This is a genomic window from Stenotrophomonas sp. Steno-Z4 (assembly GCF_056393145.1).
In genome coordinates this window covers 159,216-183,385 of the sequence record NZ_JBWJPC010000006.1, presented here as the reverse complement: position 1 = coordinate 183,385, position 24,170 = coordinate 159,216, and the positions used below count along the sequence as shown (strand labels likewise).

The window sequence follows — 24,170 nt, the reverse complement described above, 5'->3', positions numbered from 1 at the left end:
GTGCAGCACCCCTGCCGCTGTCGAAGACGACAGCGGGAGCGGTGCCCCACGGGGCGTTGAAAGACACGGTAGAGCCGACCGTTGGTCGGCTGCTCTTCAATTCAATGCAACAGGCGCAGCCGCCGCAGCCGGCTGCATCGCAACCGCCTTGGCCTGCACCGGCATCCCCGGCATGAACACCTTCTGCACGCCATCGATGATCACCCGGTCGCCGGCCGCCAGCCCCTGCTGCACGATGCGCAGGCCTTCGGCGGTGCGGCCCAGCTGGATGTCGCGGCGCTGCGCCTTGCCTTCCTTGTCGACCACGTACACGTACTTGCGGTCCTGGTCGGTGAGCACGGCCTTGTCGTCGATCAGCATGGCCTGGAACTCGCCGCTGCCGAGCAGCTGCACGCGGGCGAACAGCCCCGGGGTGAAGGCGCGGTCGGCGTTGTCCAGCAGCGCACGCACGCGGATGGTGCCGGTGCTCCGGGTGACCTGGTTGTCCAGGAAGTCGACCTTGCCCGCATGCGGGAAGCCCTCTTCACCGGACAGGCCCACCTTCACCGGCAGCTCGCTGTCGCGCTCGCTCGGGCGCTCGCCCTTGCGTGCCATCTGCGCGTACCGCAGGAAGGTGCCCTCGTCGGCATCGAAGTACACGAACACGGTATCCAGCGAGACCAGCGTGGTCAGCACGCTCGCGCTGTCGCCCGCGGTGACCAGGTTTCCGGCGGTCACCATCGCGCGGCCCGCGCGGCCGTTGATGGGCGCGCGCACCTTGGTGAATTCCAGGTTCAATGCCGCCGCATCCAACGCGGCCTGCGCGGCCTGCACGTTGGCACCGGCCTGGTCGGCGGCGGCGCGGCGCTGCTCCCAGGATTCGGTGGAGATGGCCTGCTGCTCGGACAGCTTCTTGGCGCGCTCGGACTCGCTGCGGGCCAGGGTGGACTGGGTGCGGGCGCGGGTGAGTTCGGCGCGGGCGCGGTCGTACTCGGCCTGGTAGCTGCGCGCGTCGATGGTGAAGAGCACATCGCCCTTCTTCACTTCGTCACCTTCGACGTAGTTGACCTTGTCGATGTAGCCGGACACGCGCGGGCGCAGTTCGACGCTCTGCACCGCCTCGACGCGGCCGCTGAAGTCGTCCCACTGGCTGACCGGCTTGACCAGCACCGGCGCGGCGCTGACCTGCGGCGGCGGCGGGCCGGCGGTTTCGGCCTGGCTGCCGCTGCACGCGGTCAGCACCGCGGCGGCCAGGATCGACACGCCGGCCATGGCCAGCCGTCGGGAGAAGCGATGCGGAGTGGAATTGGAGGAAGTCATGGAATGCATCCGTACGTAGGGGTGGTCAAAGAAAAACAAAATCACGTGGTACTGCCGGGGGCGGTAGCCTGGGACCTGAACCTAGGTAAAGGTCAAGCGACACCGGCGATGTCGCGCCAGGCGGGAGGTCGGTCCAGTTGCAGCAGTCCACGCGGAAGTTCCGCATCGCGGGTGTCGCAGCGCACGATGGCGCGGTTGTCGACGCAGTTGTCGAGCAGGGAAACCACGCGGCGGCCGACCAGCAGCGCGCTCGGCCATTCGATGCACGCGTTGGCGGCGTTGCTCGGCGTGCACACCGGGTTGCACACTTCCAGCATCTGCGCGCGCACGCCCAGGGCCTGCGCCTCCTGGTGCAGCACCTGCGCGTACATGCGCGTGGCGGCGCCGGTGATGGAGCTTTCGCCGTAGCCGGCCCACGGCTTGAAGCCGGCCGGGCTGCCGACCAGCACATAGCGGCGCGGGTGGCCTTCACTCTGCAGCAGCGGCAGCAGGCGGCGGCCGGCGTGCACGTGCGGCATCACGTCGGCCTGCAGCGCCTGCAGCAGCGCATCGCCGCTGCGGTCGATGACCCGGCCGCGGTTATAGGGGCCGCCCATTGCATCGATGACCGCAGCAAGCGTGCGCGGCCGCTGCGCGATGCGTTCGGCCAGGGCCAGCGCCGAGCCATCGTCGGCGAGCGAGCCCAACAGCGTTTCCAGCCCCGGCTCGTCGGCAAACTGCTCGCGCAGCGCTGCAAGCCGGCCCGGGTCGCGGCCAACCACCAGGACCGGGCTGCCGGCCTCCAGCAGCGCAGCCACGATGCCCTGCCCGACGCTGCCGGTGCCGCCAAGCACCAGCACTTCGGGGGCCAGTGTCCCGTTCATGGGACTTTAACTCCCGTCGCCGGGATAATCCCAATTCGGCCCAGTCGGCCGCCGTTGCGGGCCCCCAGGCGCAGGCTGCCGCCGCGCTGCAGGTTGGCGGGCGGGGTGAACTCGCGGAAAGCCTTGCCGGAGAAGGCCGAGGGGCGCTTTTCAACGGTCAGGGCCAGGTCCAGCGAGGGCGTGCGGCCGCCGATGACGCGGCCTAGAATGTTCTGCAACCACATGGTTGGCGTCCTCCAATTCGGGAATGGCGCCAGATTAGTCCTCGAACTCCCCCTTGATTAGTCCGAATTAAGGGGAATAATCGTCCCGTACCCGGCACAATCTTTCGGGCACCCTACCCATCCCCCGATATGGACTCCGTCATGGCCCACGATCTCAACGACACGCTGATCTTCGTCAAGGTGGTCGAGCAAGGCAGTTTCATTGCCGCTGCCAACGCGCTCGGCCTGCCCAAGACCACCGTCAGCCGCAAAGTGCAGGAACTGGAAACGCGCCTGGGCGCACGCCTGCTGCACCGGACCACGCGCCGGCTGGGCCTGACCGAGGCCGGCTCGGTGTACCACGAACATTGCCAGCGCATCGCGCGCGAGCTGGAAGAGGCCGAAGGCGCGGTCAACCAGCTGCAGTCCGGCCCACGCGGCTGGTTGCGCTTCACCGTGCCCTATTCGATCGGCATCACCTGGATCGCACCGCTGCTGGGGCAGTTCCACGCCCAGTACCCGGAGATCCAGCTGGACATGCACCTGGGCAACGAAAAGCTCGACCTCATCGCGGGTGAAGCGGACCTGGCGCTGCGCGTGGGCGCCCTGCCCGATTCGAACCTGGTGGCGCGCAAGCTGGGCAGCCTGCGCACGCAGGTGTTCGCCAGCCCCGCCTACATCGAACGCTACGGCGAGCCGCTGCACCCGGACGAACTGCAGTTCCACCGCATCCTGGCGATGCGCAAGGCCCGCAACCTCAACAACAACCGGTTCTTCTGGCAGCTCGGCGAGAACGGCGGCGACCTGCGCGATTTCCCGGTCAATCCGCTGCTGGTGGCCAATGACCCGTCGGCGTTGAACGGCGCGCTGGTCTGCGGCGAAGGCCTCCTGCTCACCGGCGATGTGATGGCCAAGCCGTTCATCGAATCGGGCATGGTGCGCCGTGTGCTGGCGGGCTGGACCGGCCCGGAGGTGGACTTCAACGCGGTGTTCGCCGGCGGCCGGCTGGTGTCGCCGAAGGTGCGCGCGTTCGTCGATTTCCTGGTGGAAAAGCTCAACTTCGACGCCAACTACATGCTGGCCCAGTGCCCGGCGGCGAAGCTGGCCAAGCAGCAGCAGAAGGAAGCCGAAGCGGAGCTGCAGGAGACCGGGAAGCGGATCCTGGAGACGGTGACCGCCTGATCGTCGCGGTGGTGCGGCAGGCGGAGCCGGCAGGTAGAGCCGACTTGTAGAGCCGACTGTTAGTCGGCTAAGCGCGAAGCGCGGCTTCCTGCATGCCGACGATGCAGCGGACGGTACAGCCGACTAACAGTCGGCTCTACAGAAAATGCCGCCCGTTGGGGCGGCATTTTTGCGTTGCATCGGCGTGGCCGATGCAACGTAGCAATAAAAGGCGCTTGCGCCTTTTATTGCTGCAACGGAATCACGCGGATTTCCACGCGGCGGTTCTTGGCGCGGCCGGCGTCGGTGCTGTTGTCGGCGATCGGGTACGCCTTGCCGGCGCCCAGCGTCTCGATACGCACGCTCTGCACGCCCTGGGCGGTCAGGTACTGCGCCACCGAATCGGCGCGTTCCTTGGACAGTTTGTTGTTGACCGCGTCACTGCCAATGCTGTCCGTGTGGCCCACCACTTCGATCATGGTCTGGTTGTATTCGTTCAGCGTGCTCGCCACGCCGTTGAGCGCACCGTAGAACTGCGGCTTCAGCTGCGACTTGCCAAAGTCGAAGGTCACGCCATCGGGCAGGTTGAGCACGATGTTGTCACCCTGGCGCTGCACGTCGATACCGGTGTTGGCGGTGCGCTCGCGCAGCTCACGCTCCTGCTTGTTCTGATACGCACCCACGCCGGCGCCGGCAAGCGCGCCAATACCCGCACCCACCATCGCGTGCTGGCGACGTTCGGTCGCGCTGTCACCGGTCAGCAGGCCGGCGGCCACGCCGATGGCGGTACCGATCAGCGCATTGCGGCCGGTGCGGCTCTGCTGCTCGACCGGGTTGCCGTACTGGTCACTTTGCACGTAGGAACCACCGGTGGCGCAGGCCGACAGGGCGGCGGCGGTCATCAGGGCCAGGGCCACGTTGCGGGGTGCGGATCGGATCATGTGTTTTCTCCTGAAGTGCCGGCGGTCGGCGTGCGAACGGCCAGAAGCATAAACACGCCGACGCGATGCCGGCATGATGAACACGCACGGATTCGGCATTTCGTTCAGCTTTGGGGCATCAGCCGGTGTGCCGATACGCGGCCAATGCCGCCTCGCGGCCGGCCGCCAGATCCACCAGTGGCACCGCTGGATAGCCGGGCGCCAGCTCGGCCAACAGCGCGGGCGACTGCCACGGCGCGAACCGTGCCTTCACCGGCAACGGCGCCAGTTCGGGCACCCAGCGGGTGATGTAGCGTGCATGCGGATCGAACTTCTGCGACTGCGTGACCGGGTTGAATATCCGGAAATACGGCGCCGCATCCGCACCGGTGCCGGCCACCCACTGCCAGCCCATGGTGTTGTTGGCCAGGTCCGCATCCACCAGCGTGTCCCAGAACCAGCGCGCGCCGTGCAGCCAGTGCTGGCGCATGTGCTTGCACAGGAAGCTGGCCACGATCATCCGCACGCGGTTGTGCATGTAGCCGGTGGCCCACAGCTCGCGCAGCCCCGCATCGACGATCGGCACGCCGGTCCGCCCCTGCTGCCAGGCCTGCAGCTGTGTCGCATTCGGCTTGGCCCAGCTGAAGTTCGCGAACCGCGGGTTGAGGTTCTGTTCGGGGGTCTGCGGGAAGTGGTGCAGCAGGTGGTAGGAAAACTCACGCCAGCCCAGCTCGCGGATGTAGCCATCGATGTCGCCATCGCGGCTGGCGTTGCGCTCGGCTTCCAGCCGCCGCACGACCTGCCACGGTGAGATTTCGCCGAAGTGCAGGTGCGGCGACAGCAGTGACGTACCCACGCGGTCGGGCAGATCGCGCTGCTGGCGGTAGCCGTTCAACGCACCGTCGATGAACACCGACAGCGCTTCCTGGGCGCCGGTTTCGCCGGGTTGCCAGTGCTCCCAGAACTGCTTGTCCCAGTCCAGCGCAGGAGCCAGCTGCAGCGCATCCAGTGCCACGCCTTCCGCAGCGTGCGCCGGCAGGGTCTGCGGCAGCCGGGTGGCCGCCGGAACGTTCATGCGGGTGAGCGCGTTGCGCCAGAACGGAGTGAATACCTTGTAGGGCCCGCCCTGCAGCGTGGCGATATCCCACGGCTCGAACATCAGGCTGCCGTTGCAGCTGGTCGCCTCGATGCCCTGCTCGCGCAGTTCGCGCTTGATCCGGGCATCGCGCGGTTGCGTGGCCGGTTCGTACTTGCGGTTCCAGTACACCGCCTCGGCGCCGGTTTCTTCGATCAGCGCCTGCAGCTGCGCCCGGCTGTCGCCCCGGCGCAGCACCAGCGCCGACCCGCGCGCACGCAGGTCCGCATCCAGCGCGGCCAGCGAGCGGTGCAGCCAGGCGTTCGACGCACCGCCCGGCGCCCATGCGCCCTCCTCGTCCGGTACATGGATGTAAACCGGCACCGGGGTATGCCCGGCCTCAAGCGCGGCCTGCAGTGCCGGGTTGTCCTGAAGACGAAGATCACGGCGGAACCAGACCAGAGCTACCGACACAAGCACTGCCTACGCTGAAAGAGAGCCACATGATAGCCATCTGGAGTGAAGGCATTGCACGCGCCCTTCGCGCCACGGCGATGTCCCCTGCACCGCTCGTGCACGGCTCAAGCGGGAAGGTGGGCACATGCCCCAGCCGGTCCCTGCCAAGGCAACACCTCGTGGTCGCCGGCGCCTTCTCTCCACTTTCCGGAACCATGCCCATGACGCCGATCCAGCCTGTTGTTGCTTATTCCGCTGACGTGGAGCAGCGCGCGCCTGACGAAGACGCCACCATCGCCGAACTGGTGGAGGTATTCACCCGCATGGCCGGCGTGGTTGCCGAGCATGAAGGCCATGCGCACCGTGCGGTGCATGCCAAGGGGCACGCGCTGCTGCGCGGGCGCTTCCGCGTACTGGATGGGCTCTCGCCCGAACTGAGCCAGGGCCTGTTCGCCGCACCCGGTGAGTACGACGCCCTGGTGCGGTTGTCCTCGCCGCCGGCCGAGCAGCTGCCCGATACCGTCTCCACGCCGCGCGCGATGGCCGTCAAGATCATGGATGTGCCCGGTGCGCGCGTGGAGGGAGGCGATGAGCAACACAGTCAGGACTTCCTGATGGTCAACGGCCCGGCCTTCAACACGCCCGGCATCAGCGGTTTCCTCCGCTCGGCCAAGCTGCTGGCGGCCACCACCGAGCGCATGCCGAGGACCAAGCAGGTGCTCTCGGCCACGCTGCGCGGCACAGAGGCAGCGCTGGAGGCGGTGGGTGGCCAGAGCGCATCACTGAAGGCGCTCGGTGGCGAACCGCAGCACCATCCGCTCGGCGAAACGTTCTTCACCCAGGTCCCATTCCGCTACGGGCCGTACATGGCCAAGTTCTCGTGGGTGCCGGTGTCACCGGCACTGGTCGCGCTGACCGGGCAGAAGCTGCCTTCCGAAGCCGATACGCAGCGTGAGGCGGTGGCCGCGTTCTTCGCCCAGCCCGGCGCCGTGGCTGAGTGGGAGCTGCGCGTGCAGCTCTGCCGCGATCTTGAAAAGATGCCGATCGAAGACGCTTCGGTGGTCTGGCCGGAGGAACTCAGCCCGTTCCAGCCGGTAGGTCGGCTGGTGGTCGGTGAGCAGTCATCCTGGAACACCGACGCCGAGGCCAGCGAAGACCGCCTCGCCTTCGCTCCCTGGCACGCGCTGGCGGCCCATCAACCGCTGGGCAACATCAACCGCGCACGCCGGATCGTGATGGCCGCCTCGCGCGACTTCCGCGCCCGCTTCAACCGTTGTCCCATCCACGAGCCTTCGGCACCCAACGTTTAGTGCCACGCCCTGCGTGGCGGCTTCACACGCGCACGCCAGAGCGCACGAGCCGAAGCTCATCCAACCCCTGCTCGCGCGTGATCGCGTCGCGCAAGTGCAGCTCACGCCGCGCCTTGCGCGTATCCAGCGTCACTTCGACCGCCGAGGCAGCGAACTGCTGCCGGGTCAGCGGACCGCGTACCCGTCCACCACTCACTGCCGCCAGTGCATCGCCCAGCGATGCCAGTGCCCACAGCAGCGCACGCGGGACCGACTTTTCCGGCGCGGCGATCCCCTGCGTTTCCAGCAGCGCGGTGATGAAGGCACGGAACTGGACAGGCTGCTCGTCGGCGATGAAATAGACCTCGCCCGGTCGTGCATGGCGCAGCGCTGCCGAGACAGCCGCGCACAGGGTCGCGATGTGGGTGGTGGAGGTCAGGTAGTTGCCGCCCGAAATCCAGGCAAGCTGTCCGCTCCGCGCCGCGTCGCACAGCTGTGGCAGTGCGGTGGTGTCGTCGCGGCCCCACACGAACCGTGGGCGCAGCACGCTGACCGCAAGGTGTTCGCTGTTGGCCGCCAACGCAACCCGCTCCGCCTCGGCCTTGCTGCGCGAGTAGCCACCGATGGAGCGGCGTGGCAGTGGCGTGCGCTCGTCCACGCCTGGCAACGCGCGCCCGCTGGCCAGCACCGACTCGGTGCTGAGCAGGAGCACGCGGGCGACGCCCGCCTGTCCGGCGGCGTCAATCACCCGGCGCGTGCCATCGACGTTGACACGATGCTGGCGCCCCCCACCGGCCACATGGTCGGTATCGGCGGCCGCATGGACAACGGCGTGGCAGTCCTGCATGCCCGTGGCCAGGTCACCCGAGAGCAGGTCGGCGCGGAATGCCCGTGCGCCGCGCTGTTCGACTGCGCGCGCCGCTGCTTCGCTGCGCGCCAAGGCCACCACGGCGTGGCCCTGGGAGACCAGTGAGGTGATGAGGTTGCGACCGACATAGCCACTGCCGCCGGTAAGGAAAATCCGCTGGAGAGAAGACATGGGGGGTCCTGCAGCCGCTGCCGGGCCGCATTGATGAGTGGGAGAGAAGACAGGTGGGCGTAACGTCGCCCCAAACCGATGGATCAGTCAGGCGGTACCTGCTCCACCAGCCACGCGATGTCCCGCAGCAGCTGTTCCCGCTGTTGCACGGGCCAGCGGTGGTAGTCGAGCGCTTCGAGAAGTTTCAGTCCTTCCAGCGCCAGGTACGCCAGCATCGCGCCACGAGGCTGCTGCGAGGTGGTTTCGACCGCCTCGATCACCTCGCGCTGGTGTTGCTGGAACGGCCCGCGCAGGCTCGAGTCGCCGGCCATGGCCGCCACCAGGCTCAGGGCGACCGGTCGGAAGGCGTCCGGCAGCGGCTGTGCAGCGGCCGCCAGCCGACCCTTGATGACCGGACTGTCATGCGCGGGCACCGCGTCAACCGCGGCCTGGTTCTGGGCACGGTCCCGCTGCAGCGCGCGCACCAGTACGGCCTGCACCAGTGCGGTCTTGCTGCCATGGTCGTACAGCACGCTGGCCTTGCTGATCCCGGCCTCGGCTGCAACGGCCTCCAAGGTAAGCCCGGGAACGCCATGGCGGGCCACCACCCTTTCGGCGGCGTCCAGCAGTTGATTCGGGTCGATGGAGCGCGGTCGGGCCATGCGTTTACCAATTAATATCCGTCCGGATGGATATTAATGGGTCACCAACCAGGGGTCAATCCACGGAAAGCGCGGACCCCTGCAGGCTTTCCCGCGCGGTGTGGCCGAAGCAGCGCTGGTACTCGCGGCTGAACTGCGACAGGCTCTCGTACCCGACGGCAAGCGCCGCCGAGGTCACGTTGACGGCCTTGGTTTCGAGCAGCCGCCGTGCTTCGAGCAGACGCAGCTGCTTCTGGAACTGCAGTGGCGAGACCCCGGTGACCGCGCGGAAGCGCCGGTAGAACAGTGACACGGACATGTTGCTGGCCGCCGCCAGCGACTCCACCTGCAGCGGCTGACGGAAATGCCGGCGCAGGTGCACCACCGCTTCGGCAATCCGGTGCAGCGTGCCTTCCGGGCGCGCCATTGCCGCAACCTCCGGGCCGGTTGGCCCGGTCAACAGCCAGTAGCTGAGTTCGCGCAACAAAGTGGGCACCAGCACCGCCGCCGCATCGTCGATACGCACCGCTTCAACGATGCGTGCCACGCAGTCCAGCAGCGGCGCTGGCAGGGTATGTACGCTGAGGCCGGAGGCGTCGGCGAGGGCTGACGGCCCCGGGTCCAGCCCGGCCAGCACCTGCTGCAGCACACCCGTGTCCAGCTCGATCGAGACGCCCATGAACGGCTGTGCCCTGCTGGCCGCCAGCACGCGCCCGGTTGCCGGCATCGCGATCCCGGTCACCAGTCCCTGTCCGGCGCGGTAATCGAGGCTGCGTCTTCCGGCCAGAACCTGCTTTGCCCCCTGCACGACCACACCCAACGCAGGCCGGTACAGCGCATGGGAGGGCATCCGGGCACGGCGGGTGGTCGAAACGATCACGCCTGGCAGCGGCGACAGTACACGGTCGCCCTCTCCGGCCGAACGGCTCAGCAGGCTCTCCACTGCGTCATGCAGACGCGTCAGCATGCCACCCCCGCGCGGAGGGGTGCAGGATCAGGCAAATGCCTGCGCGTAACCGGCAAGAGCGCGGCGCGGCACCCCGCGATCATGCCTGCTCGTTCCCCTCGTCTGGTTATCGCATGCACACTGGCTCTCCACTTCTCCCCGCCCGCGTGGCCCTGGTCACCGGCGGCAACAAGGGCATTGGCCGCAGCATCGCGCTGCAGTTGGCGACGCGCGGTTGGGACGTGATCTTAACGTACCGCAGCGACCCCGCCGCCGCGCGCAGCGTGGCCGCGGACATCGCACGTCAGGGCCGCGACGTGATGACCCTGGGGCTGGACGTCACCGACAGCGGGAGCTTCCCGGCATGCCTGGCCGCGATGACCGGTTGGCTGCAGTCCCGAGGCCAGGGCCAGAAGCTCGACGCGCTCATCAACAATGCCGGCGCGCACGCACCGGCACCGTTCGGTGCAATCACCGCCGATGACATCGACCTTCTGCATGCGCTGCATTTCAAGGGGCCGCTGCTGCTGACCCAGGCGCTGTCACCGCTGCTGGCCGACGGGGCGCGCATTGTGAACCTGTCCAGCAGCCTCACCCGCCACACCGCCGCCGGCAGCCTCGTCTACGCCGCCATGAAGGGCGCGCTGGAGGTGATGACCCGCTACCTGGCGCTGGAACTGGGTCCGCGCGGCATCACCGTCAACGCGGTGGCACCCGGCCCCACGCAGACGGATTTCTTCGGCGGCGCGGTGCGCGACAACCCCGACGTGCAGCGTTATGTCAGCGACCACACCGCACTCGGGCGCCCGGGCAACGCCGAGGATATCGGCGCGATGGTGGCCGCGCTGGTCGGGCCCGACAACCACTGGGTGACCGCGCAGCGGATCGAGGTGGGCGGCGGGATCCTGCTGTAGGCCCGGGCGGTGCTGAGGCTCAATCGCCCTTGGCGCGGCGTTGCTGCGCGTCGAAGCGCTGCATTGATTCGCGGATGAGCGCCTTGGCTTCGGCCGCGCTCCCCCAGCCGCTGAGTTCCACCGGATTGCGCCCCTCCGGCAGGTCCTTGTAGACGCGGAAGAACGCTTCGATGCGCTGGCGTTCGATCAGCGGCAGGTCCTGCAGGTCGCGGATGTTGGCGTAGGTCGGGTCGATCTTGTCGGTCGGCACGCCGATCACCTTCTCGTCGTGCTCGCCCTTGTCGACCATCTTCAGGTAGCCGATCGGGCGGAAGCGCACGATCACGCCCGGATGCAGCGGCTCGCGGGTCAACACCAGTGCATCCAGCGGGTCGTTGTCGCCGGCCAGGGTGCGCGGCATGGAGCCGTAGTTGGCCGGGTACGCAACCGGCATCGACTGGAAGCGGTCGACGTGGACCAGGCCGTCTTCCTTGATTTCGTACTTGGTGAAGCTGCCGGCCGGGATTTCCACGGCCAGGTTGGCTTCCTCCGGCGCTTCCTTCGGCTGGGCGGCCAGGAAGGGGTGCAGCACCGCGTTGCTGGCGAGGCTGGCGCCGGTGAGCAGCAGCAGTGCGGCAGCCAGGGCGATCAGGGCAAGCTTGGGTTGCGGGTTCATGGCAGTCCTTATTCCCAGCAGCGGTCGGCACGACCCTTCAGGGTCTGGGTGCGCGTGCAGTCGCGGGGGGCGATGCGGCCCTCGGTGAGTTCGGTCCTGCGCTTGCTGCCGTCGGCCTCGCGGTTGAGTTCGAAGCCGTCGTACAGGCGGCCGGTGACCGTGCGTGCTTCATAGCGCAGGTGCCGTGGATCGATCGTGAGCACCTGGTACAGCTGGGTGTCCTCACCGACCGGCGCCATCGTCGCGCGGGCTTCGTCGGACAGCCGGTACTGCTTGGGACCGGCCACGGTCACCACGTACTGCGGGGTGGCCGCCTGGCCTTCGCCACGGCGCCCGTAGGTGTGGTCGTGGCCCTGCAGCACCAGGTCCACGTTGTGGCGGCGCACCACCGGCAGCAGCACATCGCGCAGCTCGGCGTTCTCGCGTCCTTCGCGCGGCGAATAGAACGGCTGGTGCAGCAGCACGATACTCCACGGGTGTGGGTTGTCGGCCAGCACCTTGTCCAGCCACGCCGCCTGCGCCTGGGCCGTGCCCAGGTCGAGCGCGGAGGTGCCATCCAGGACCGCGATGCGCACGCCCTGGTAGTCGAACCAGTAGGTGCTGGTATCGGCGGCATCGACGCCATTGCGCGGCAACGCGAACGTTACCGGCCAGTGCCGGCCCAGTACGCGGCGTTCCTGCGGGGTGTCCTCGAACTCCTCGAAGTACTCGTGGTTGCCGATCGCCGGGGCCACCGCGGTTTCCTGCGGCAGCCAGCCGGCGGCGGCAAACCACTCGCCCCACTCGCTGTCATCCACGCCGTCACCGCCACTCACCAGGTCACCGGCGAACAACGTCAGGCGCGCCTCCGGTGCCGCCTTGAGGCCGGCCCGCAATACGCGCGACACATGGCTGAGGTTCTTGTTCTGGGTGTCGCCGAAGTACAGCAGGGTCAGTGGCTGGTCGGCGCGCCCGGCGGTGCGCAGCTGGTTCCAGGCACCCCACGTCCCATTGCCCTGCACCCGCCACTGGTACAACGTATCGGGGGCCAGGCCAATCACGTCGGCACGGTGGTGGTGGGAGCGGCCCAGCTCGGTGTCCAGCGGCGTGGTGACGGCGGTCACCCGGGTCGGCGTGCCGACATCGGGCGAGTCACCGGCCACCACCCACTCCAGCACCGGGGCGCGCACCGAGCTGTCGGTGCGCCACGCCACGGAGAAGCCGTGCGCGGCATCCTGCGCGGGCGACGCGACGATGCGGTCAGGGAAGCCGGTCGCCGCGTAATGGCGGTTGCCGGCCGGCACCTGGGTGTTCGGTTCGGCCTTGCCCTCCGGCCTGGCCCAGCCGGCGGCGCTGCCCAGCAGCAGCACGACCGCGAGCGCGCGGGCGCATGCATGGATACCGCTCACTTTGCACACTCCAGCGGCAGCGACAGCTGTTTGGCCACGCTGGCCCAGTCGAACGCGACCACGCCCTGGTCGTCATGCACGGCATACAGCGCGCCATGCGGGAAGCGCGGCGAGGCGGCCTGGTCCAGCCAGATGCCGTCGGTATTGGCCACCGTGTTGCCCTGGAACGCGCCGACATGCTTGAAGGTATGCCGGTCGAACAGGTGGAACACGCTGCGCTGCTTGCCCTGCTCGGTGGTGATCCACCAGCCGTCCTTGCCGCAGGTGCGCAGCATCACGCCTTCGGCCTGCGCCTTGAACGCATCGCGGCCGAAGGTGGTGCCGCTGAATTTTCCTTGCAGCGAGTACACCTTGATTTCGCTGGCATAGGTTTCGTCTTCTTCGGCGATCAGCAGGCGGTCGTTGGCCGGATCGCCCCAGATCGATTCAACCACGCGCAGGGCGCCCTTCTCGCTGGTGTCGCCGATGCTGCCGACCAGGCTGGCCTGCGCCTTGCCGTTCGCCACCTGCAGTGCGTAACGACGCACGCGCTTGTCCAGTTCGGCCAGCGGCGGCAGCACGTCATTGCCCTGCGCATCTTCGCCGGCATCGTAGGAATCGGTCACGTACACGTCGTAGCCGCTGGCCTGCTTGTTGACCCACAGTCCATACGGCTTGCGCAGGTCATCGGCCGCGAACGTGCCCAGCGGGGTGAACGACGGCAGCTGCAGCACCTGCACGCGGTGGTTGTCGCGCTCCACGATCATCACCAGGTCATCGACCACGGCGATGCCGTTGGGGCGGTCGAACTGCCCCGGTCCAGCGCCGGTGCTGCCGACATCCCGCAGGTGGGCTCCGGTCTGCCCGTCGTACACCACCAGCTTGTCGGTGGCCTTGGCGGTGGCGATCAGCCACACCTGCCCTTCCGGCGAGGTCCAACTGGCCGGCGAATCGATGTTGTCGGCAGGCGTCATCGGGGTGAGGAACGCTTCGGCGACAGTGGCCACCGAACGCCCGGTGGTCGCTGCCGGGTCTGCTGCCGGTGCGTTCGATGCCGCCGGTGCCGGCGTGACGGCCGGTTTGCAGCCAGCCAGCACGGCCAGCGCGAGCAGGCCCAATACGGGACGTGCGCGCATCACAGGGCCACCTTCAGGCCGAGCGCGTAGGTGCGGCCGTATTCTTCATTCTGCAGGGTGCGCGAACGCACGCCCTGGTAGAGCTCCAGCGGCTTGTCGAGCAGGTTCTGCGCTTCCAGGTACACGCTTACGTTGTCGGTGATCTTGTAGTCCAGGCTGAAATCGAGCTGCGTGTTGGGCGCCACGAAGATGTCGTACGCGCGGCTGTCGCCCAGCGTATCCAGGTATTCGCTGCGGTACACCGCGGCCAGGCGGGTGCTGAAGCCGGCCTTCTCGTAACCCAGGTGTGCGCTGTACACGTGTCTGGAGGCACGCGGCAGGGTGAAGTCCTCGTCGGCACGGCCATCCAAGCCCGGGTCGAAATCGGTGTCCAGCCAGGTGCCGCTGGCACCGACCAGCAGGCCATCCCAGCCGGCTGGCAGGAAGCTGAGCTGCTGCTGCCAGTTGAACTCGGCGCCGTAGACCCTGGCCTTGTCGCCGTTGATCACGCGGGTCACGTCGAAGCCCGGGTAGTCTGGATCGCTGTCGCTGACGGTGTTGACGATGTAGCCGTCGATGGATTTATGGAACAGGCCCAGCGAGAGGATGCCGGTGCTGCCGATGTAGCGTTCGAACGACAAGTCCACGTTCGTGGACTCGTACGGATCCAGTTCCGGGTTGCCCAGCCGCACTTCCTCGTCGCCGCGGTTGTAGCCGATGCGCGGGGCGATGTCGCCGAACGACGGGCGCGACACGGTCTTGTTGGCGGCTGCACGCAGCACCCAGTCGCTGCCGGCGTCGTAACGCAGGTGCAGGCCGGGCAGCACGTTGGTGTAGCTGCGGTTGGCGCTGAGCGGGGTCACGGTGTAGCTGCGGCCGTTGGCGGCCACGTCCACCTGGTTGCCGGTGGCTTGGAACTGGGTGTTTTCCACGCGCACGCCGCCGATGATGCGCAGGTTGCCGACGTCCCAGGTGCCCATGGCATAGCTGGCGAAGATGTCTTCGCTGGCCGTGTAATCCTCTTCCAGCGAGGTCATCGCATTGGCGCCGGCATCCTGCGGGCGGGCACTGTACTGGCTGCCGAACCGGGCCCAGTAGCGACGCATCGCATCCGAGCTCATGCCCTGGCCGAGGCTGCCGCCACGGTGGTCGGGCGTGGTGGTGGTCCAGTCGGACAACGCCACGTCCGGACCCACGCGCAGTTCGCGCTCGTCGGTGTCCACGTCGCGATCGCGCCAGCGGCCCAGCAGGCCGAACTTGTAACTGCTGTTGTCGCCGTCGAAGCGGATGTTGACCTGGGCGCTGTGCTCCTTGTCGTCCACGCGCTTGGGCGAGACCACGAAACGGTCGAAGTCGTAGTTGCCGTTGTCCATCCAGCTGGCATCGTTGAGCGTGTAGCGCGGGATGCCGCTGTTCTGGTCCACGGTGGCGGCCAGGTCATCGCCGTTGTACTCGAAGCGCGCTTCCATCTCGTCGTTGACGCGTTCTTCGGTACGGGTGTAACCGACCTTGTAATCCAGCACGGCGTTGGTCAGGCGGTTCTCGCCGCCCAGGCTGGCGGCGAAGGTGTTTTCCTTCTTGGTGCGGTAGCGCATGCGCTTCTGGATCGCGTCGGCCGGCAGGTCGTCGACCCGGAACTGGTTGTTGCCCAGCGCGGTGACCTCGCCATCGCCGAAGTTGAAAATGGTGCGCTGGCGGGTTTCGGCGTCATCGAACTGGCTGTACAGGGTGCGCAGGTAGTACTGGCTGTCTTCGCTGGGGCGCCAGTCGAAATTGAGGTTGGCGCCGATGCGCTTGCGCTCGATCTCATACTTGCGGTGCTGCAGGCTGTTGGCGAACAGCTCGTCTTCGCTGCCGCCGTCGAATTCGCCGTACTCCACTTCGCTGTTGTCGGACTCGAACCTGCGGTTCTGGTAGTTCACGCCCAGCGCCACGCCGAAGGTATCGGCGAACACTTCGCTGTAGTTGAACGCGGCCTTGGGGCTGGTGTGCCCGGACAGCTCCTGGTGGCTGGCTTCGATCTTGCCGCGCAGGCTGCGCCCGTCTCGGTCGAACGCCGAGGCCGACTCGACCAGGATCGCGCCGCCGATGGCATCGCCCGGCATGTCCGGGGTGGGCGACTTGACCACGCGCAGGCGTTCGGTCGAGTCGGAGGGGATCACGTCCAGCGGTGCGGCGCGGCTGGAATCTTCGGGCGTGCCCACGGCGACGCCGTCGATGCTGACGCTGTTGAGGTTGGCATCCAGGCCGCGCACCACCACGAAACGGCCCTCGCCCTGGTCACGGGTGACGCTGACGCCGGGCAGGCGCTGCAGCGATTCGGCCACGTTCTTGTCCGGGTAGACGCCCATGGCATCGGACGATACCGCGTCCTGGATGGCGTCGCTGCTGCGCTTGAGGTCGACCGCGCGGGTCTGCGATTCCAGCTGCGGGCGGACTTCCACCCGGTCCAGCTCGGTGGCTGCGGCAGCGCCGGCGAGCTCCCCGCTCGCGGCGGCCACGGCAGGCGCGGTGGACAGGACCAGCAACGACAGGCTGATGGCCAGCCCCAACGGCGATTTGTTCTGCACGGCTTCCCCAACGGTGTAAAGGTTGGGTCAGCACGGTATGTCCGGGAGGTTGCATGAACGTGACACCGGTGGCGATTGTGACGCTCGGGGGCGGGCTATGGCCGGCCATGGCACCGGTGCGGCAAAATGGCGTTCTCCCCGTTTTGTTGGCATTCCCATGAAAATCGTCGAAGTTCGCCACCCGTTGGTGCAGCACAAGATCGGCCTGATGCGCGATGCGTCCCTGAGCACCAAGGACTTCCGCGAGCTGGCCAACGAACTGGGCGGCCTGCTGGCCTACGAGGCCACCGCCGACCTGGACACCGAAGCGCACACCCTTTCCGGCTGGGCCGGCCCGGTGACCGTGCAGCGCATTGCGGGCGCGAAAATCACCGTGGTGCCGATCCTGCGCGCCGGGCTGGGCATGCTCAGCGGCGTGCTGTCGCTGATTCCGGCGGCGCGGGTCAGCGTGGTCGGCCTGCAGCGTGATGAGGAAACCCTGCAGCCGGTGCCCTACTTCGAGCGCCTCACCGGCCGCCTGGAAGAGCGCGATGCGCTGATCCTGGACCCGATGCTGGCCACTGGCGGCACCCTGATCGCCACCATCGACATGCTCAAGCGCGCCGGGGCGCGGCGGATCAAGGGGATTTTCCTGGTGGCCGCGCCGGAGGGCATCGCGGCCGTGCAGGCGGCGCACCCCGATGTGGAGATCTTCACTGCCGCGATCGATGCGCGGCTCAACGAGAAGGGCTACATCCTGCCGGGCCTGGGCGATGCCGGTGACCGCATCTTCGGGACCCGCGTGGCCGGTTGATCCGCGCGCCGTCAGGCCAGCGAGCGGGCCTTCAATTCACCCTGTTCGTGGGCGGTACCGAACCGCCCTTTCTCATCGCGGGTGACCTGGGCCAGCGCGCATCCGGGGTCATGGGTAAAGAACAGGTGCACGTTGCGCGCCAGCTTGTCTTCCAGGAAGCTGCGTTTCTCGTCGATCAGCAGTTCGGCGTTGCGGTCGTAGCCCATCGTGATCGGCACGTGCACCCATGAACGCCCGGGAATCAGGTCGGCACAGAACACCACGCCACCGCGCGGCTCGCCCTGCACTTGTTCGGGGCCGACGATCTCGGCCAGCATCAGGCCCGGGGTGTGCCCGTCGCTGAAGCTGAAACGCACGCTTGCGCCCAGCGTGCGCGAATACGGTCCCTGCACGATCTCCAGCCGCCCGCTGTCGCGCAGCAGCTGCGGCAGTTCGGGAATGAAGCTGGCGCGGTCGCGCGGGTGCGGATCCAGCGCGCGTTCCCAGTGCTCGGCGCCGACCAGGAAGGTCGCGTTGGGGAACAGCAGCTCCGGCGCGCGGCCTTCGCTCCACGGCGCCAGCAGGCCACCGGCGTGGTCGAAATGCAGGTGGCTGAGGACCACCACGTCGATGTCCTCATGCTCGAAGCCGGCTTCGCGCAACGATTCGATCAGCACGTGGCTGGGTTCCTGCACGCCGTAACGGTCGCGCAGCTTCGGCTCGAAGAACGCGCCGATACCGGTTTCGAACAGCACGGTCCTGCCGGCCAACGGGCTGGCCAGCAGCGCACGGCAGGCCAGTTCGATCCGGTTGAGATCGTCCGGTGCCGCCCATTTTTCCCAGACCGCACGCGGCGCATTGCCGAACATCGCGCCGCCATCGAGCTTCTGTGAGTTACCGCGGATGGACCATAGTTTCATCGGTAAATTATCCGGCGGACTGCGTTAATAATTCGCTATCCGCCGGCATGAAAAACCCCGCCGTGGCGGGGTTTCTGGTTTACCGTGCCGCCGCAGGAGCGACCGCTCCCGAACCGACCGGGTTGCGCGGGTCGCTGCCCACGCTGAGCTGGTTGCTGCGGCGGTTCCACTCCACCGTCTGCAGGTTGCCCCACACATGGCTGGAGCCGCGCCCGCCTTCGGCGCTGTCGCCGGGCAGGTCGATCTTGTGGCCCATCGCCTGCAGCTGCTGGATGGTGCCCGCATCGAACGCACCGCTTTCAGCCTCGATCACGTCCGGCAGCCACTGGTGGTGGAAGCGCGGCAGTGCCGCAACCTGCTGGGCGTCGAGGCCATCGTCGTAGCCCAGCACGCCCAGCAGCACCATGGTGATGATGCGGCTGCCGCCCGGGGTGCCGAGCACCACGACCTTGTCGGCCGATTCCATGAAGGTCGGGGTCATCGAGCTGAGCATGCGCTTGCCCGGCTTGGGCGCGTTGGCCGCATAGCCCATCACGCCGAACGCGTTGGGCGTGCCCGGCTTGAGCGCGAAGTCGTCCATCTCGTTGTTGAGCAGCACGCCGGTGCCCGACGGAATCAGGCCCGAGCCGTACAGCAGGTTCACGGTCTGGGTGGCGCCCACGCGGTTGCCCTGCTGGTCGATGATCGAGAAGTGGGTGGTCTCGTCGTCTTCCAGCGGGGTCGGGTTGCCCGACAGCAGGTCGCTGGGGGTGGCCTTTTCCGGGTGGATGGTGGCGCGCAGGCCCTGGGCGTAGTCGCGGCTGGTCAGCACTTTCTGCGGAATCTGCACGAAGTCCGGATCGCCCAGGAAGAAGGTGCGGTCACGGAACGCGCGGCGCATCGATTCCACCACCAGGTGGGTGCGGTGGGCCGGATCCATCGCCTTCAGGTCCCAGCCTTCCAGGATCTGCAGCATCGAGGCCAGTGCGATGCCACCGGACGACGGCGGCGAGGCGGTGGTGATCTTCCAGTCGCGGTAATTGAACACGATCGGTTCGCGCTGCTTGACCCGGTAGCCGGCCAGCTCGTCGGCCGTCCACTTGCCACCGGCCTGCTTCACCCCGGCCAGCAGGAGCTTGCCGGTCTGGCCCTTGTAGAAGCCATCGAACCCGCCTGCGGCCAGGCGCTCCAGCGTCTGCGCCAGCTCCGGCTGCTTGAACACATCACCTTCGGCGATCGGCTTGCCATTGCGCAGGTACACCTCGCGCGTGCCGGGGTAGCGCTCCATCACTTCACGGCGCGAGGCATAGCCCTTGGCCATGCGCGCATATACCGGGAAACCCTCGCGGGCGATGCGGATCGCCGGGGCCAGCGACGCCTGCAGCGGCAGCTTGCCGTGCTTGGCCGACAGCTCCACCAGCGCCGCCGGCAGGCCGGGGATGCCGGCCGACCACGGGCCGTTCACCGACCGGTCGCGGTCCAGCTCGCCCTTGCTGTCCAGGAATGCTTCGGGGGTCGCGGCGGCCGGCGCGGTCTCGCGCGCATCCAGCATCACGTCCTTGCCGGTCTTCGCGTCGTGCAGCAGGAAGAAGCCACCGCCGCCCAGGCCGGAGCTGATCGGTTCGACCACTGCCAGGGTGGACGACACCGCTACTGCGGCGTCAAACGCGTTGCCGCCCTTGGCCAGGATCTCCATGCCCGCTTCGGTGGCCAGGTGATGCCCACTGGCGATGGCGGCGCCTTCAGGATGCGCGGCCAGCGTGGCCTGCGGCGCAGGCTCGGCGGCCCACAGGGCCGGTGTCCACAGCAGGAGCAGCAGCAACCAGCGACGGGAGGGGGTGTTCATTCGGGCGCAGACTCCACATAGAGTTCGGGATGATCGCGCTGGAGCCCATGCAGCTTGGCCAGCAGCGCTTCCTGGGTTTCGGGAATGTCCGGATCGGGATCGATGCATTCCACCGGGCAGACGACCACGCATTGCGGCTCGTCGAAATGCCCCACGCATTCGGTGCAGCGTGCAGGGTCGATCACGTAGATGGTTTCACCCATCGAGATGGCCTGGTTGGGACAGGCGGGCTCGCATACGTCACAGTTGACGCAGAGCTCATTGATTTTCAGCGACATGGCGTTACTCCACGCCAGTGCCGGCAGAGGAAAACCGGCCTGCGCAGCTGCGCGGGCCGGTCAACGGCGGCGTCCACGAAGGACGCCGCCCGGGCCGCGCACACGTGCGCGGCCGCCATGGCACGGCTTACTTGGCTTCGACGAAGATGTACTCGGCGCCGGTCGGCTGGACGATCGACTGGACGCGGGCGTTGTCGGCCGCCTGGCCGATGAACACCACGCGCACACCCTTCATCGAGTCGGCGGACACGTCCTTGAACACGGCCTGGATCATGTCGGCCATCTTGCCCGAGGCGGACGAACCGAAGGCCAGCATGTTGCCCGGCTGCACGCCACGGGCGACAGCAGCGGTAGCGCTCTCGACCTGGCGGTCGTACTTGGCCTGGAACTCCGGATCCGATTCCGGGGACAGGTAGTACAGGAACGGGCTGTTGGTGATGTTGCCCATGTTCTGCACGGCGACGGACTGCAGGTACTTCTTCCAGCCCGCATCGTCATCCTTGGCCGGGGCGACGAGCGCCTGCTGGGCATCGGCGACCGGTGCGGCTTCTTCCTTCTTGCAGGCGGTGAACGCCAGCGCGAACGACGCGATCAACATGGCACGCATGGTGTTGTTCATGGAGTCTCCCTCTTGGTGATGCTTGGTATGTGTGGGTCTTGGGGTTTACGTGGGGCCGGACTTCGCTTCGCGGACCTTGCGCAGCGCCTCGAGCACCGAGGCCGGCACGAAGCCGGACACGTCGCCGCCAAGACGGGCGATCTCGCGGACCAGCGAGGACGAAATGAAGCTGTGCTGCTCGGCCGGGGTCAGGAACAACGTCTCGACCTCCGGAATCAGGTGGCGGTTCATGCTGGCCATCTGGAATTCGTATTCAAAATCGGAGACCGCGCGCAGGCCGCGCAGCAGCACCCCGCCCTGCTCGGAGCGCACGAAATGTGCGAGCAGGGTGTCGAAACCGCGCACTTCCACGTTGCGGTGGTGGGCCAGCGCATCGCGCGCCAGCGACACCCGCAGCTCCAGCGGCAGCGACGGACCCTTGGACGGGCTCTGCGCCACGCCGACCACCAGCTTCTCGAACAACGGCGCGGCCCGGTTCACCAGGTCGATGTGACCGTTGGTGATCGGATCGAAGGTGCCCGGGTATACGGCGATGCGGCGGTTGGCTGCGGTCATGCGGAAGCTACGCGTTCTGATCTGGTGAAAGTGTAGCAGTGGCGCGCCTGTACAGGGCAAAGCGGACCTCGCGGGTGCCGCCCTCCCGGTGCAGCAGCCAGCCCGGCGGCAGGCGCAGGGTCTGCCCGGCCGGCGACTCCAGGTACAGCCAGGCATCGGCCGCCAGGTGCGGCCCCAGCCCGGCCAGCACGGACTCCCACAGCCCGTCGGCGAACGGCGGGTCGATGAAGGCGATGTCGGCCAGCCCCGATGGCCGCTGGCCCAGCCAGTGCAGCGCATCGCCCTGGACGACCTCGATCTGGCCCTGGGCGCCCAGTCTGGCCACCGATTCGCGCAGCTGGCGGGCCAGCGCGGCATCGCGCTCCACCAGCGTGGCCTGGGCCGCCCCGCGCGACACCGCTTCCAGTCCCAGCGCGCCGCTGCCGGCGAACAGGTCCAGCACCCGGGCCCCGCCCAAGCGCGGCATCAGCCAGTTGAACAGGGTTTCCCGGACCCGGTCGCTGCTGGGCCGCAGGCCCGGCGCGAGCGGCACCGGCAGCTTGGTATTGCGCCATTTGCCGCCAATGATGCGGACCTGGCCTACGGGGTGGGATGCGGGGGAACGTGAATTCATCCGCCAAGAATACCGTGACCCCATTGAAACGCTGCCATCTTGAAATCGGGACAATCCGTCCTTACCCCTTGTGCAGCCGCCGCGCCGGGCGCGGCACCGTCCAAGGAGCACTCCCCGATGACCGAGCAGACCCACAAAGAAACCCTGGGCTTCCAGACCGAAGTGAAGCAGCTGCTGCAGCTGATGATCCACTCGCTGTACTCCAACAAGGAAATCTTCCTTCGCGAGCTCATCTCCAACGCCGCCGATGCCTCGGACAAGCTGCGCTTCGAAGCGCTGACCCAGCCGGGCCTGCTCGAAAGCGATGGTGAACTGCGCATCCAGGTCAGCGTCGACCCGCAGGCGCATACCCTGACCATCGACGACAACGGCATCGGCATGAGCCGCGACGAGGCCATCGCCCACCTGGGCACCATCGCCAAGTCCGGCACCGGCGACTTCCTGCGCCAGCTGTCCGGCGACCAGAAGAAGGACTCGCAGCTGATCGGCCAGTTCGGCGTCGGCTTCTACAGCGCGTTCATCGTGGCCGACCAGGTCGACGTGTACTCGCGCCGCGCCGGCCTGCCGGCCAGCGAAGGCGTGCACTGGTCCTCGCGTGGCGAGGGCGAGTTCGACGTCGAAACCATCGACAAGCCCGAACGCGGCACCCGCATCGTGCTGCATCTGAAGGACGACCAGCAGGACTTCGCCGATGCCTGGCGCCTGCGCGGCATCATCAAGAAGTACTCCGACCACATCGGCCTGCCGATCCAGATGGCCAAGGAACACCACGGCGACGACGCCCCGGCCGAAGTCGAGTGGGAGACCGTCAACCGCGCCAGTGCGCTGTGGACCCGCCCGCGCACCGAGATCAGCGACGCCGAGTACCAGGAGTTCTACAAGCACGCCGCACACGACCACCAGGACCCGCTGGCATGGAGCCACAACAAGGTCGAAGGCAAGCTCGAATACACCTCGCTGCTGTACGTCCCCGGCCACGCGCCGTTCGACCTGTACCACCGCGACGCGCCCAAGGGCTTGAAGCTGTACGTGCAGCGCGTGTTCGTGATGGACCAGGCCGAGCAGTTCCTGCCGCTGTACCTGCGTTTCATCAAGGGCGTGGTCGATTCCAACGACCTGTCGCTCAATGTGTCGCGCGAAATCCTGCAGTCCGGCCCGGTCATCGATTCGATGAAGTCGGCACTGACCAAGCGCTCACTGGACATGCTGGAAAAGCTGGCCGCCGACAAGCCCGAGGTGTATGCCGGGTTCTGGAAACAGTTCGGCCAGGTGCTGAAGGAAGGCCCCGCCGAAGACTTCAACAACCGCGAGAAGATCGCCGGCCTGCTGCGCTTCGCCTCCACCCATGACGCCAGCGGCGAGCAGAACGTGTCGCTCGCCGATTACATCGGCCGCATGATCGAAGGCCAGGACAAGATCTACTTCCTGACCGGCGACAGCCACACCCAGGTCAAGGACAGCCCGCACCTGGAAGTGTTCCGCAAGAAGGGCATCGAAGTGCTGCTGCTCACCGACCGCATCGACGAGTGGCTGATGGGCTACCTGACCGAGTTCGACGGCAAGTCGTTCGTGGATGTGGCGCGTGGCGACCTCGACCTGGGCGCGCTGGAAACGGCCGAAGACAAGCAGGCGCAGGAAGCGGCCGCCAAGGACAAGCAGGGCCTGGTCGAGCGGATCAAGGGCGCGCTGGGCGATGACGTGGCCGATGTGCGCGTGTCGCACCGCCTGACCGATTCGCCGGCCATCCTCGCCATCGGCGAGCAGGACCTGGGCCTGCAGATGCGCCAGATCCTGGAGGCCAGCGGCCAGAAGGTGCCCGACAGCAAGCCGGTGTTCGAGTTCAACCCGGCCCACCCGCTGATCGGCAAGCTGGACCAGGAAGCCGATGCCGCCCGCTTCGGCGACCTGAGCCGGGTGCTGTTCGACCAGGCCGCGCTGGCTGCGGGCGATACGCTGAAGGACCCGGCGGCTTATGTGCGCCGGTTGAACAAGTTGTTGCTGGAATTGTCGGCTTAACGCGGCACGTGGCCGGCACCGCTTGGGCCGGCCAACGGCCGGCGCTACGAATTGCTGCGTGGCCTTTGGGATCGCGTTTA

At 67.5% G+C, this 24,170-nt stretch carries 23 protein-coding genes; 5 read left to right on the top strand and 18 right to left on the bottom strand.

The genetic code is table 11. The features are described 5' to 3' along the window. Window positions 1-96: 96 nt before the first annotated feature. The 3 genes from AC06E7_RS15135 to AC06E7_RS15125 form a co-directional block, all read right to left on the bottom strand. Window positions 97-1,299, bottom strand: a complete 1,203-nt coding sequence (locus tag AC06E7_RS15135) for an efflux RND transporter periplasmic adaptor subunit (protein ID WP_068851102.1) — start codon at window positions 1,297-1,299, stop codon at window positions 97-99. Between the two features lie 92 nt (window positions 1,300-1,391). Further along, a complete protein-coding gene (locus tag AC06E7_RS15130; protein WP_184124008.1) occupies window positions 1,392-2,162 on the bottom strand; it encodes an SDR family NAD(P)-dependent oxidoreductase in 771 nt (256 codons plus the stop codon). After that, window positions 2,159-2,386, bottom strand: coding sequence for a hypothetical protein (locus AC06E7_RS15125; protein WP_070206429.1), 228 nt, complete (start codon window positions 2,384-2,386; stop codon window positions 2,159-2,161). The genes AC06E7_RS15130 and AC06E7_RS15125 overlap by 4 nt, the downstream gene beginning before the upstream one ends. Before the next feature lie 141 nt (window positions 2,387-2,527). On the opposite strand from AC06E7_RS15125, the gene AC06E7_RS15120 reads away from it, so the two are divergent. Next, window positions 2,528-3,547 (top strand): LysR family transcriptional regulator, encoded by a 1,020-nt coding sequence (locus AC06E7_RS15120; protein WP_068854629.1) that lies wholly within the window; start codon window positions 2,528-2,530, stop codon window positions 3,545-3,547. Window positions 3,548-3,771: 224 nt separating this feature from the next. Here the strand turns inward: AC06E7_RS15120 and AC06E7_RS15115 are convergent, their stop codons facing one another. Beyond that, window positions 3,772-4,467, bottom strand: coding sequence for a YiaD family glycine zipper/OmpA-like lipoprotein (locus AC06E7_RS15115; protein WP_184124011.1), 696 nt, complete (start codon window positions 4,465-4,467; stop codon window positions 3,772-3,774). A gap of 118 nt (window positions 4,468-4,585) precedes the next feature. After that, window positions 4,586-5,995: a cryptochrome/photolyase family protein gene (locus tag AC06E7_RS15110; RefSeq protein ID WP_478065189.1), complete on the bottom strand. Its 1,410-nt coding sequence runs from the start codon at window positions 5,993-5,995 to the stop codon at window positions 4,586-4,588. A 203-nt stretch (window positions 5,996-6,198) separates the two neighbouring features. Here AC06E7_RS15110 and AC06E7_RS15105 point away from each other — a divergent pair, with 203 nt between their 5' ends. Next, window positions 6,199-7,287, top strand: coding sequence for a catalase family protein (locus AC06E7_RS15105; RefSeq protein ID WP_478065188.1), 1,089 nt, complete (start codon window positions 6,199-6,201; stop codon window positions 7,285-7,287). Window positions 7,288-7,309: 22 nt separating this feature from the next. Here AC06E7_RS15105 and AC06E7_RS15100 read toward each other — a convergent pair whose 3' ends face one another. The 3 genes from AC06E7_RS15100 to AC06E7_RS15090 all read right to left on the bottom strand — a co-directional run bounded on the left by AC06E7_RS15100 (window position 7,310) and on the right by AC06E7_RS15090 (window position 9,892). Then, window positions 7,310-8,305, bottom strand: coding sequence for an NAD-dependent epimerase/dehydratase family protein (locus AC06E7_RS15100; RefSeq protein WP_478065187.1), 996 nt, complete (start codon window positions 8,303-8,305; stop codon window positions 7,310-7,312). A gap of 83 nt (window positions 8,306-8,388) precedes the next feature. After that, window positions 8,389-8,946 carry a TetR family transcriptional regulator gene (locus AC06E7_RS15095; protein WP_093534195.1) on the bottom strand — a complete coding sequence of 186 codons (558 nt, stop codon included), beginning with the start codon at window positions 8,944-8,946 and terminating at the stop codon, window positions 8,389-8,391. 55 nt (window positions 8,947-9,001) lie between these two features. Next, the gene (locus AC06E7_RS15090; protein ID WP_217535876.1) at window positions 9,002-9,892 is read right to left on the bottom strand and encodes an AraC family transcriptional regulator; all 891 of its coding nucleotides are present in this window, start codon (window positions 9,890-9,892) and stop codon (window positions 9,002-9,004) included. 113 nt (window positions 9,893-10,005) lie between these two features. Between AC06E7_RS15090 and AC06E7_RS15085 the strand changes: the two genes are divergently transcribed. After that, entirely contained in the window at window positions 10,006-10,785 is a 780-nt protein-coding gene (locus AC06E7_RS15085) for an SDR family NAD(P)-dependent oxidoreductase (RefSeq protein ID WP_478065186.1), read from the top strand. A gap of 19 nt (window positions 10,786-10,804) precedes the next feature. Here the strand turns inward: AC06E7_RS15085 and AC06E7_RS15080 are convergent, their stop codons facing one another. Genes AC06E7_RS15080 through AC06E7_RS15065 form a run of 4 tightly spaced genes read right to left on the bottom strand, consistent with a single transcriptional unit; the run spans window position 10,805 to window position 16,492 of the window. Continuing rightward, complete coding sequence (locus AC06E7_RS15080) at window positions 10,805-11,440, bottom strand: inorganic diphosphatase (protein ID WP_478065185.1); 636 nt, start codon at window positions 11,438-11,440, stop codon at window positions 10,805-10,807. Between the two features lie 8 nt (window positions 11,441-11,448). Continuing rightward, window positions 11,449-12,789, bottom strand: coding sequence for a purple acid phosphatase family protein (locus AC06E7_RS15075; RefSeq protein ID WP_478065286.1), 1,341 nt, complete (start codon window positions 12,787-12,789; stop codon window positions 11,449-11,451). A 35-nt stretch (window positions 12,790-12,824) separates the two neighbouring features. Next, on the bottom strand, window positions 12,825-13,943 hold the full coding sequence (locus tag AC06E7_RS15070; protein WP_478065184.1) for a phytase: 1,119 nt from the start codon (window positions 13,941-13,943) through the stop codon (window positions 12,825-12,827). Then, entirely contained in the window at window positions 13,943-16,492 is a 2,550-nt protein-coding gene (locus tag AC06E7_RS15065) for a TonB-dependent receptor (RefSeq protein WP_478065183.1), read from the bottom strand. The genes AC06E7_RS15070 and AC06E7_RS15065 overlap by 1 nt, the downstream gene beginning before the upstream one ends. Before the next feature lie 157 nt (window positions 16,493-16,649). Between AC06E7_RS15065 and upp the strand changes: the two genes are divergently transcribed. Next, window positions 16,650-17,285, top strand: coding sequence for a uracil phosphoribosyltransferase (gene upp / locus AC06E7_RS15060; RefSeq protein ID WP_068851060.1), 636 nt, complete (start codon window positions 16,650-16,652; stop codon window positions 17,283-17,285). A gap of 11 nt (window positions 17,286-17,296) precedes the next feature. On the opposite strand, the gene AC06E7_RS15055 is transcribed toward upp, so the two are convergent. The 6 genes from AC06E7_RS15055 to rsmD all read right to left on the bottom strand — a co-directional run bounded on the left by AC06E7_RS15055 (window position 17,297) and on the right by rsmD (window position 22,074). After that, window positions 17,297-18,184, bottom strand: a complete 888-nt coding sequence (locus AC06E7_RS15055; RefSeq protein WP_478065182.1) for an MBL fold metallo-hydrolase — start codon at window positions 18,182-18,184, stop codon at window positions 17,297-17,299. Window positions 18,185-18,263: 79 nt separating this feature from the next. Next, on the bottom strand, window positions 18,264-20,009 hold the full coding sequence (gene ggt / locus AC06E7_RS15050) for a gamma-glutamyltransferase (protein WP_478065181.1): 1,746 nt from the start codon (window positions 20,007-20,009) through the stop codon (window positions 18,264-18,266). Then, window positions 20,006-20,287 carry a YfhL family 4Fe-4S dicluster ferredoxin gene (locus AC06E7_RS15045; RefSeq protein ID WP_068851051.1) on the bottom strand — a complete coding sequence of 94 codons (282 nt, stop codon included), beginning with the start codon at window positions 20,285-20,287 and terminating at the stop codon, window positions 20,006-20,008. The genes ggt and AC06E7_RS15045 overlap by 4 nt, the downstream gene beginning before the upstream one ends. Window positions 20,288-20,414: 127 nt before the next feature. Then, window positions 20,415-20,906 (bottom strand): hypothetical protein, encoded by a 492-nt coding sequence (locus tag AC06E7_RS15040; RefSeq protein ID WP_068851048.1) that lies wholly within the window; start codon window positions 20,904-20,906, stop codon window positions 20,415-20,417. A 45-nt stretch (window positions 20,907-20,951) separates the two neighbouring features. After that, the gene (gene coaD / locus AC06E7_RS15035) at window positions 20,952-21,461 is read right to left on the bottom strand and encodes a pantetheine-phosphate adenylyltransferase (protein WP_093534179.1); all 510 of its coding nucleotides are present in this window, start codon (window positions 21,459-21,461) and stop codon (window positions 20,952-20,954) included. Between the two features lie 7 nt (window positions 21,462-21,468). After that, window positions 21,469-22,074 carry a 16S rRNA (guanine(966)-N(2))-methyltransferase RsmD gene (rsmD, locus tag AC06E7_RS15030; RefSeq protein ID WP_478065180.1) on the bottom strand — a complete coding sequence of 202 codons (606 nt, stop codon included), beginning with the start codon at window positions 22,072-22,074 and terminating at the stop codon, window positions 21,469-21,471. A gap of 117 nt (window positions 22,075-22,191) precedes the next feature. Here rsmD and htpG point away from each other — a divergent pair, with 117 nt between their 5' ends. Next, on the top strand, window positions 22,192-24,090 hold the full coding sequence (htpG, locus tag AC06E7_RS15025; RefSeq protein ID WP_478065179.1) for a molecular chaperone HtpG: 1,899 nt from the start codon (window positions 22,192-22,194) through the stop codon (window positions 24,088-24,090). Window positions 24,091-24,170 lie beyond the last annotated feature (80 nt).

Excerpts from the sequence above, each read along its gene's own strand:
- AC06E7_RS15135 (WP_068851102.1), bottom strand. The coding sequence starts at position 1,299 with ATGACTTCCTCCAATTCCACTCCGCATCGCTTCTCCCGACGGCTGGCC.
- AC06E7_RS15130 (WP_184124008.1), bottom strand. The coding sequence starts at position 2,162 with ATGAACGGGACACTGGCCCCCGAAGTGCTGGTGCTTGGCGGCACCGGC.
- AC06E7_RS15125 (WP_070206429.1), bottom strand. The coding sequence starts at position 2,386 with ATGTGGTTGCAGAACATTCTAGGCCGCGTCATCGGCGGCCGCACGCCC.
- AC06E7_RS15120 (WP_068854629.1), top strand. The coding sequence starts at position 2,528 with ATGGCCCACGATCTCAACGACACGCTGATCTTCGTCAAGGTGGTCGAG.
- AC06E7_RS15115 (WP_184124011.1), bottom strand. The coding sequence starts at position 4,467 with ATGATCCGATCCGCACCCCGCAACGTGGCCCTGGCCCTGATGACCGCC.
- AC06E7_RS15105 (WP_478065188.1), top strand. The coding sequence starts at position 6,199 with ATGACGCCGATCCAGCCTGTTGTTGCTTATTCCGCTGACGTGGAGCAG.
- AC06E7_RS15100 (WP_478065187.1), bottom strand. The coding sequence starts at position 8,305 with ATGTCTTCTCTCCAGCGGATTTTCCTTACCGGCGGCAGTGGCTATGTC.
- AC06E7_RS15095 (WP_093534195.1), bottom strand. The coding sequence starts at position 8,946 with ATGGCCCGACCGCGCTCCATCGACCCGAATCAACTGCTGGACGCCGCC.
- AC06E7_RS15090 (WP_217535876.1), bottom strand. The coding sequence starts at position 9,892 with ATGCTGACGCGTCTGCATGACGCAGTGGAGAGCCTGCTGAGCCGTTCG.
- AC06E7_RS15085 (WP_478065186.1), top strand. The coding sequence starts at position 10,006 with ATGCACACTGGCTCTCCACTTCTCCCCGCCCGCGTGGCCCTGGTCACC.
- AC06E7_RS15080 (WP_478065185.1), bottom strand. The coding sequence starts at position 11,440 with ATGAACCCGCAACCCAAGCTTGCCCTGATCGCCCTGGCTGCCGCACTG.
- AC06E7_RS15070 (WP_478065184.1), bottom strand. The coding sequence starts at position 13,943 with ATGCGCGCACGTCCCGTATTGGGCCTGCTCGCGCTGGCCGTGCTGGCT.
- upp (WP_068851060.1), top strand. The coding sequence starts at position 16,650 with ATGAAAATCGTCGAAGTTCGCCACCCGTTGGTGCAGCACAAGATCGGC.
- AC06E7_RS15055 (WP_478065182.1), bottom strand. The coding sequence starts at position 18,184 with ATGAAACTATGGTCCATCCGCGGTAACTCACAGAAGCTCGATGGCGGC.
- ggt (WP_478065181.1), bottom strand. The coding sequence starts at position 20,009 with ATGAACACCCCCTCCCGTCGCTGGTTGCTGCTGCTCCTGCTGTGGACA.
- AC06E7_RS15045 (WP_068851051.1), bottom strand. The coding sequence starts at position 20,287 with ATGTCGCTGAAAATCAATGAGCTCTGCGTCAACTGTGACGTATGCGAG.
- AC06E7_RS15040 (WP_068851048.1), bottom strand. The coding sequence starts at position 20,906 with ATGAACAACACCATGCGTGCCATGTTGATCGCGTCGTTCGCGCTGGCG.
- coaD (WP_093534179.1), bottom strand. The coding sequence starts at position 21,461 with ATGACCGCAGCCAACCGCCGCATCGCCGTATACCCGGGCACCTTCGAT.
- rsmD (WP_478065180.1), bottom strand. The coding sequence starts at position 22,074 with ATGAATTCACGTTCCCCCGCATCCCACCCCGTAGGCCAGGTCCGCATC.
- htpG (WP_478065179.1), top strand. The coding sequence starts at position 22,192 with ATGACCGAGCAGACCCACAAAGAAACCCTGGGCTTCCAGACCGAAGTG.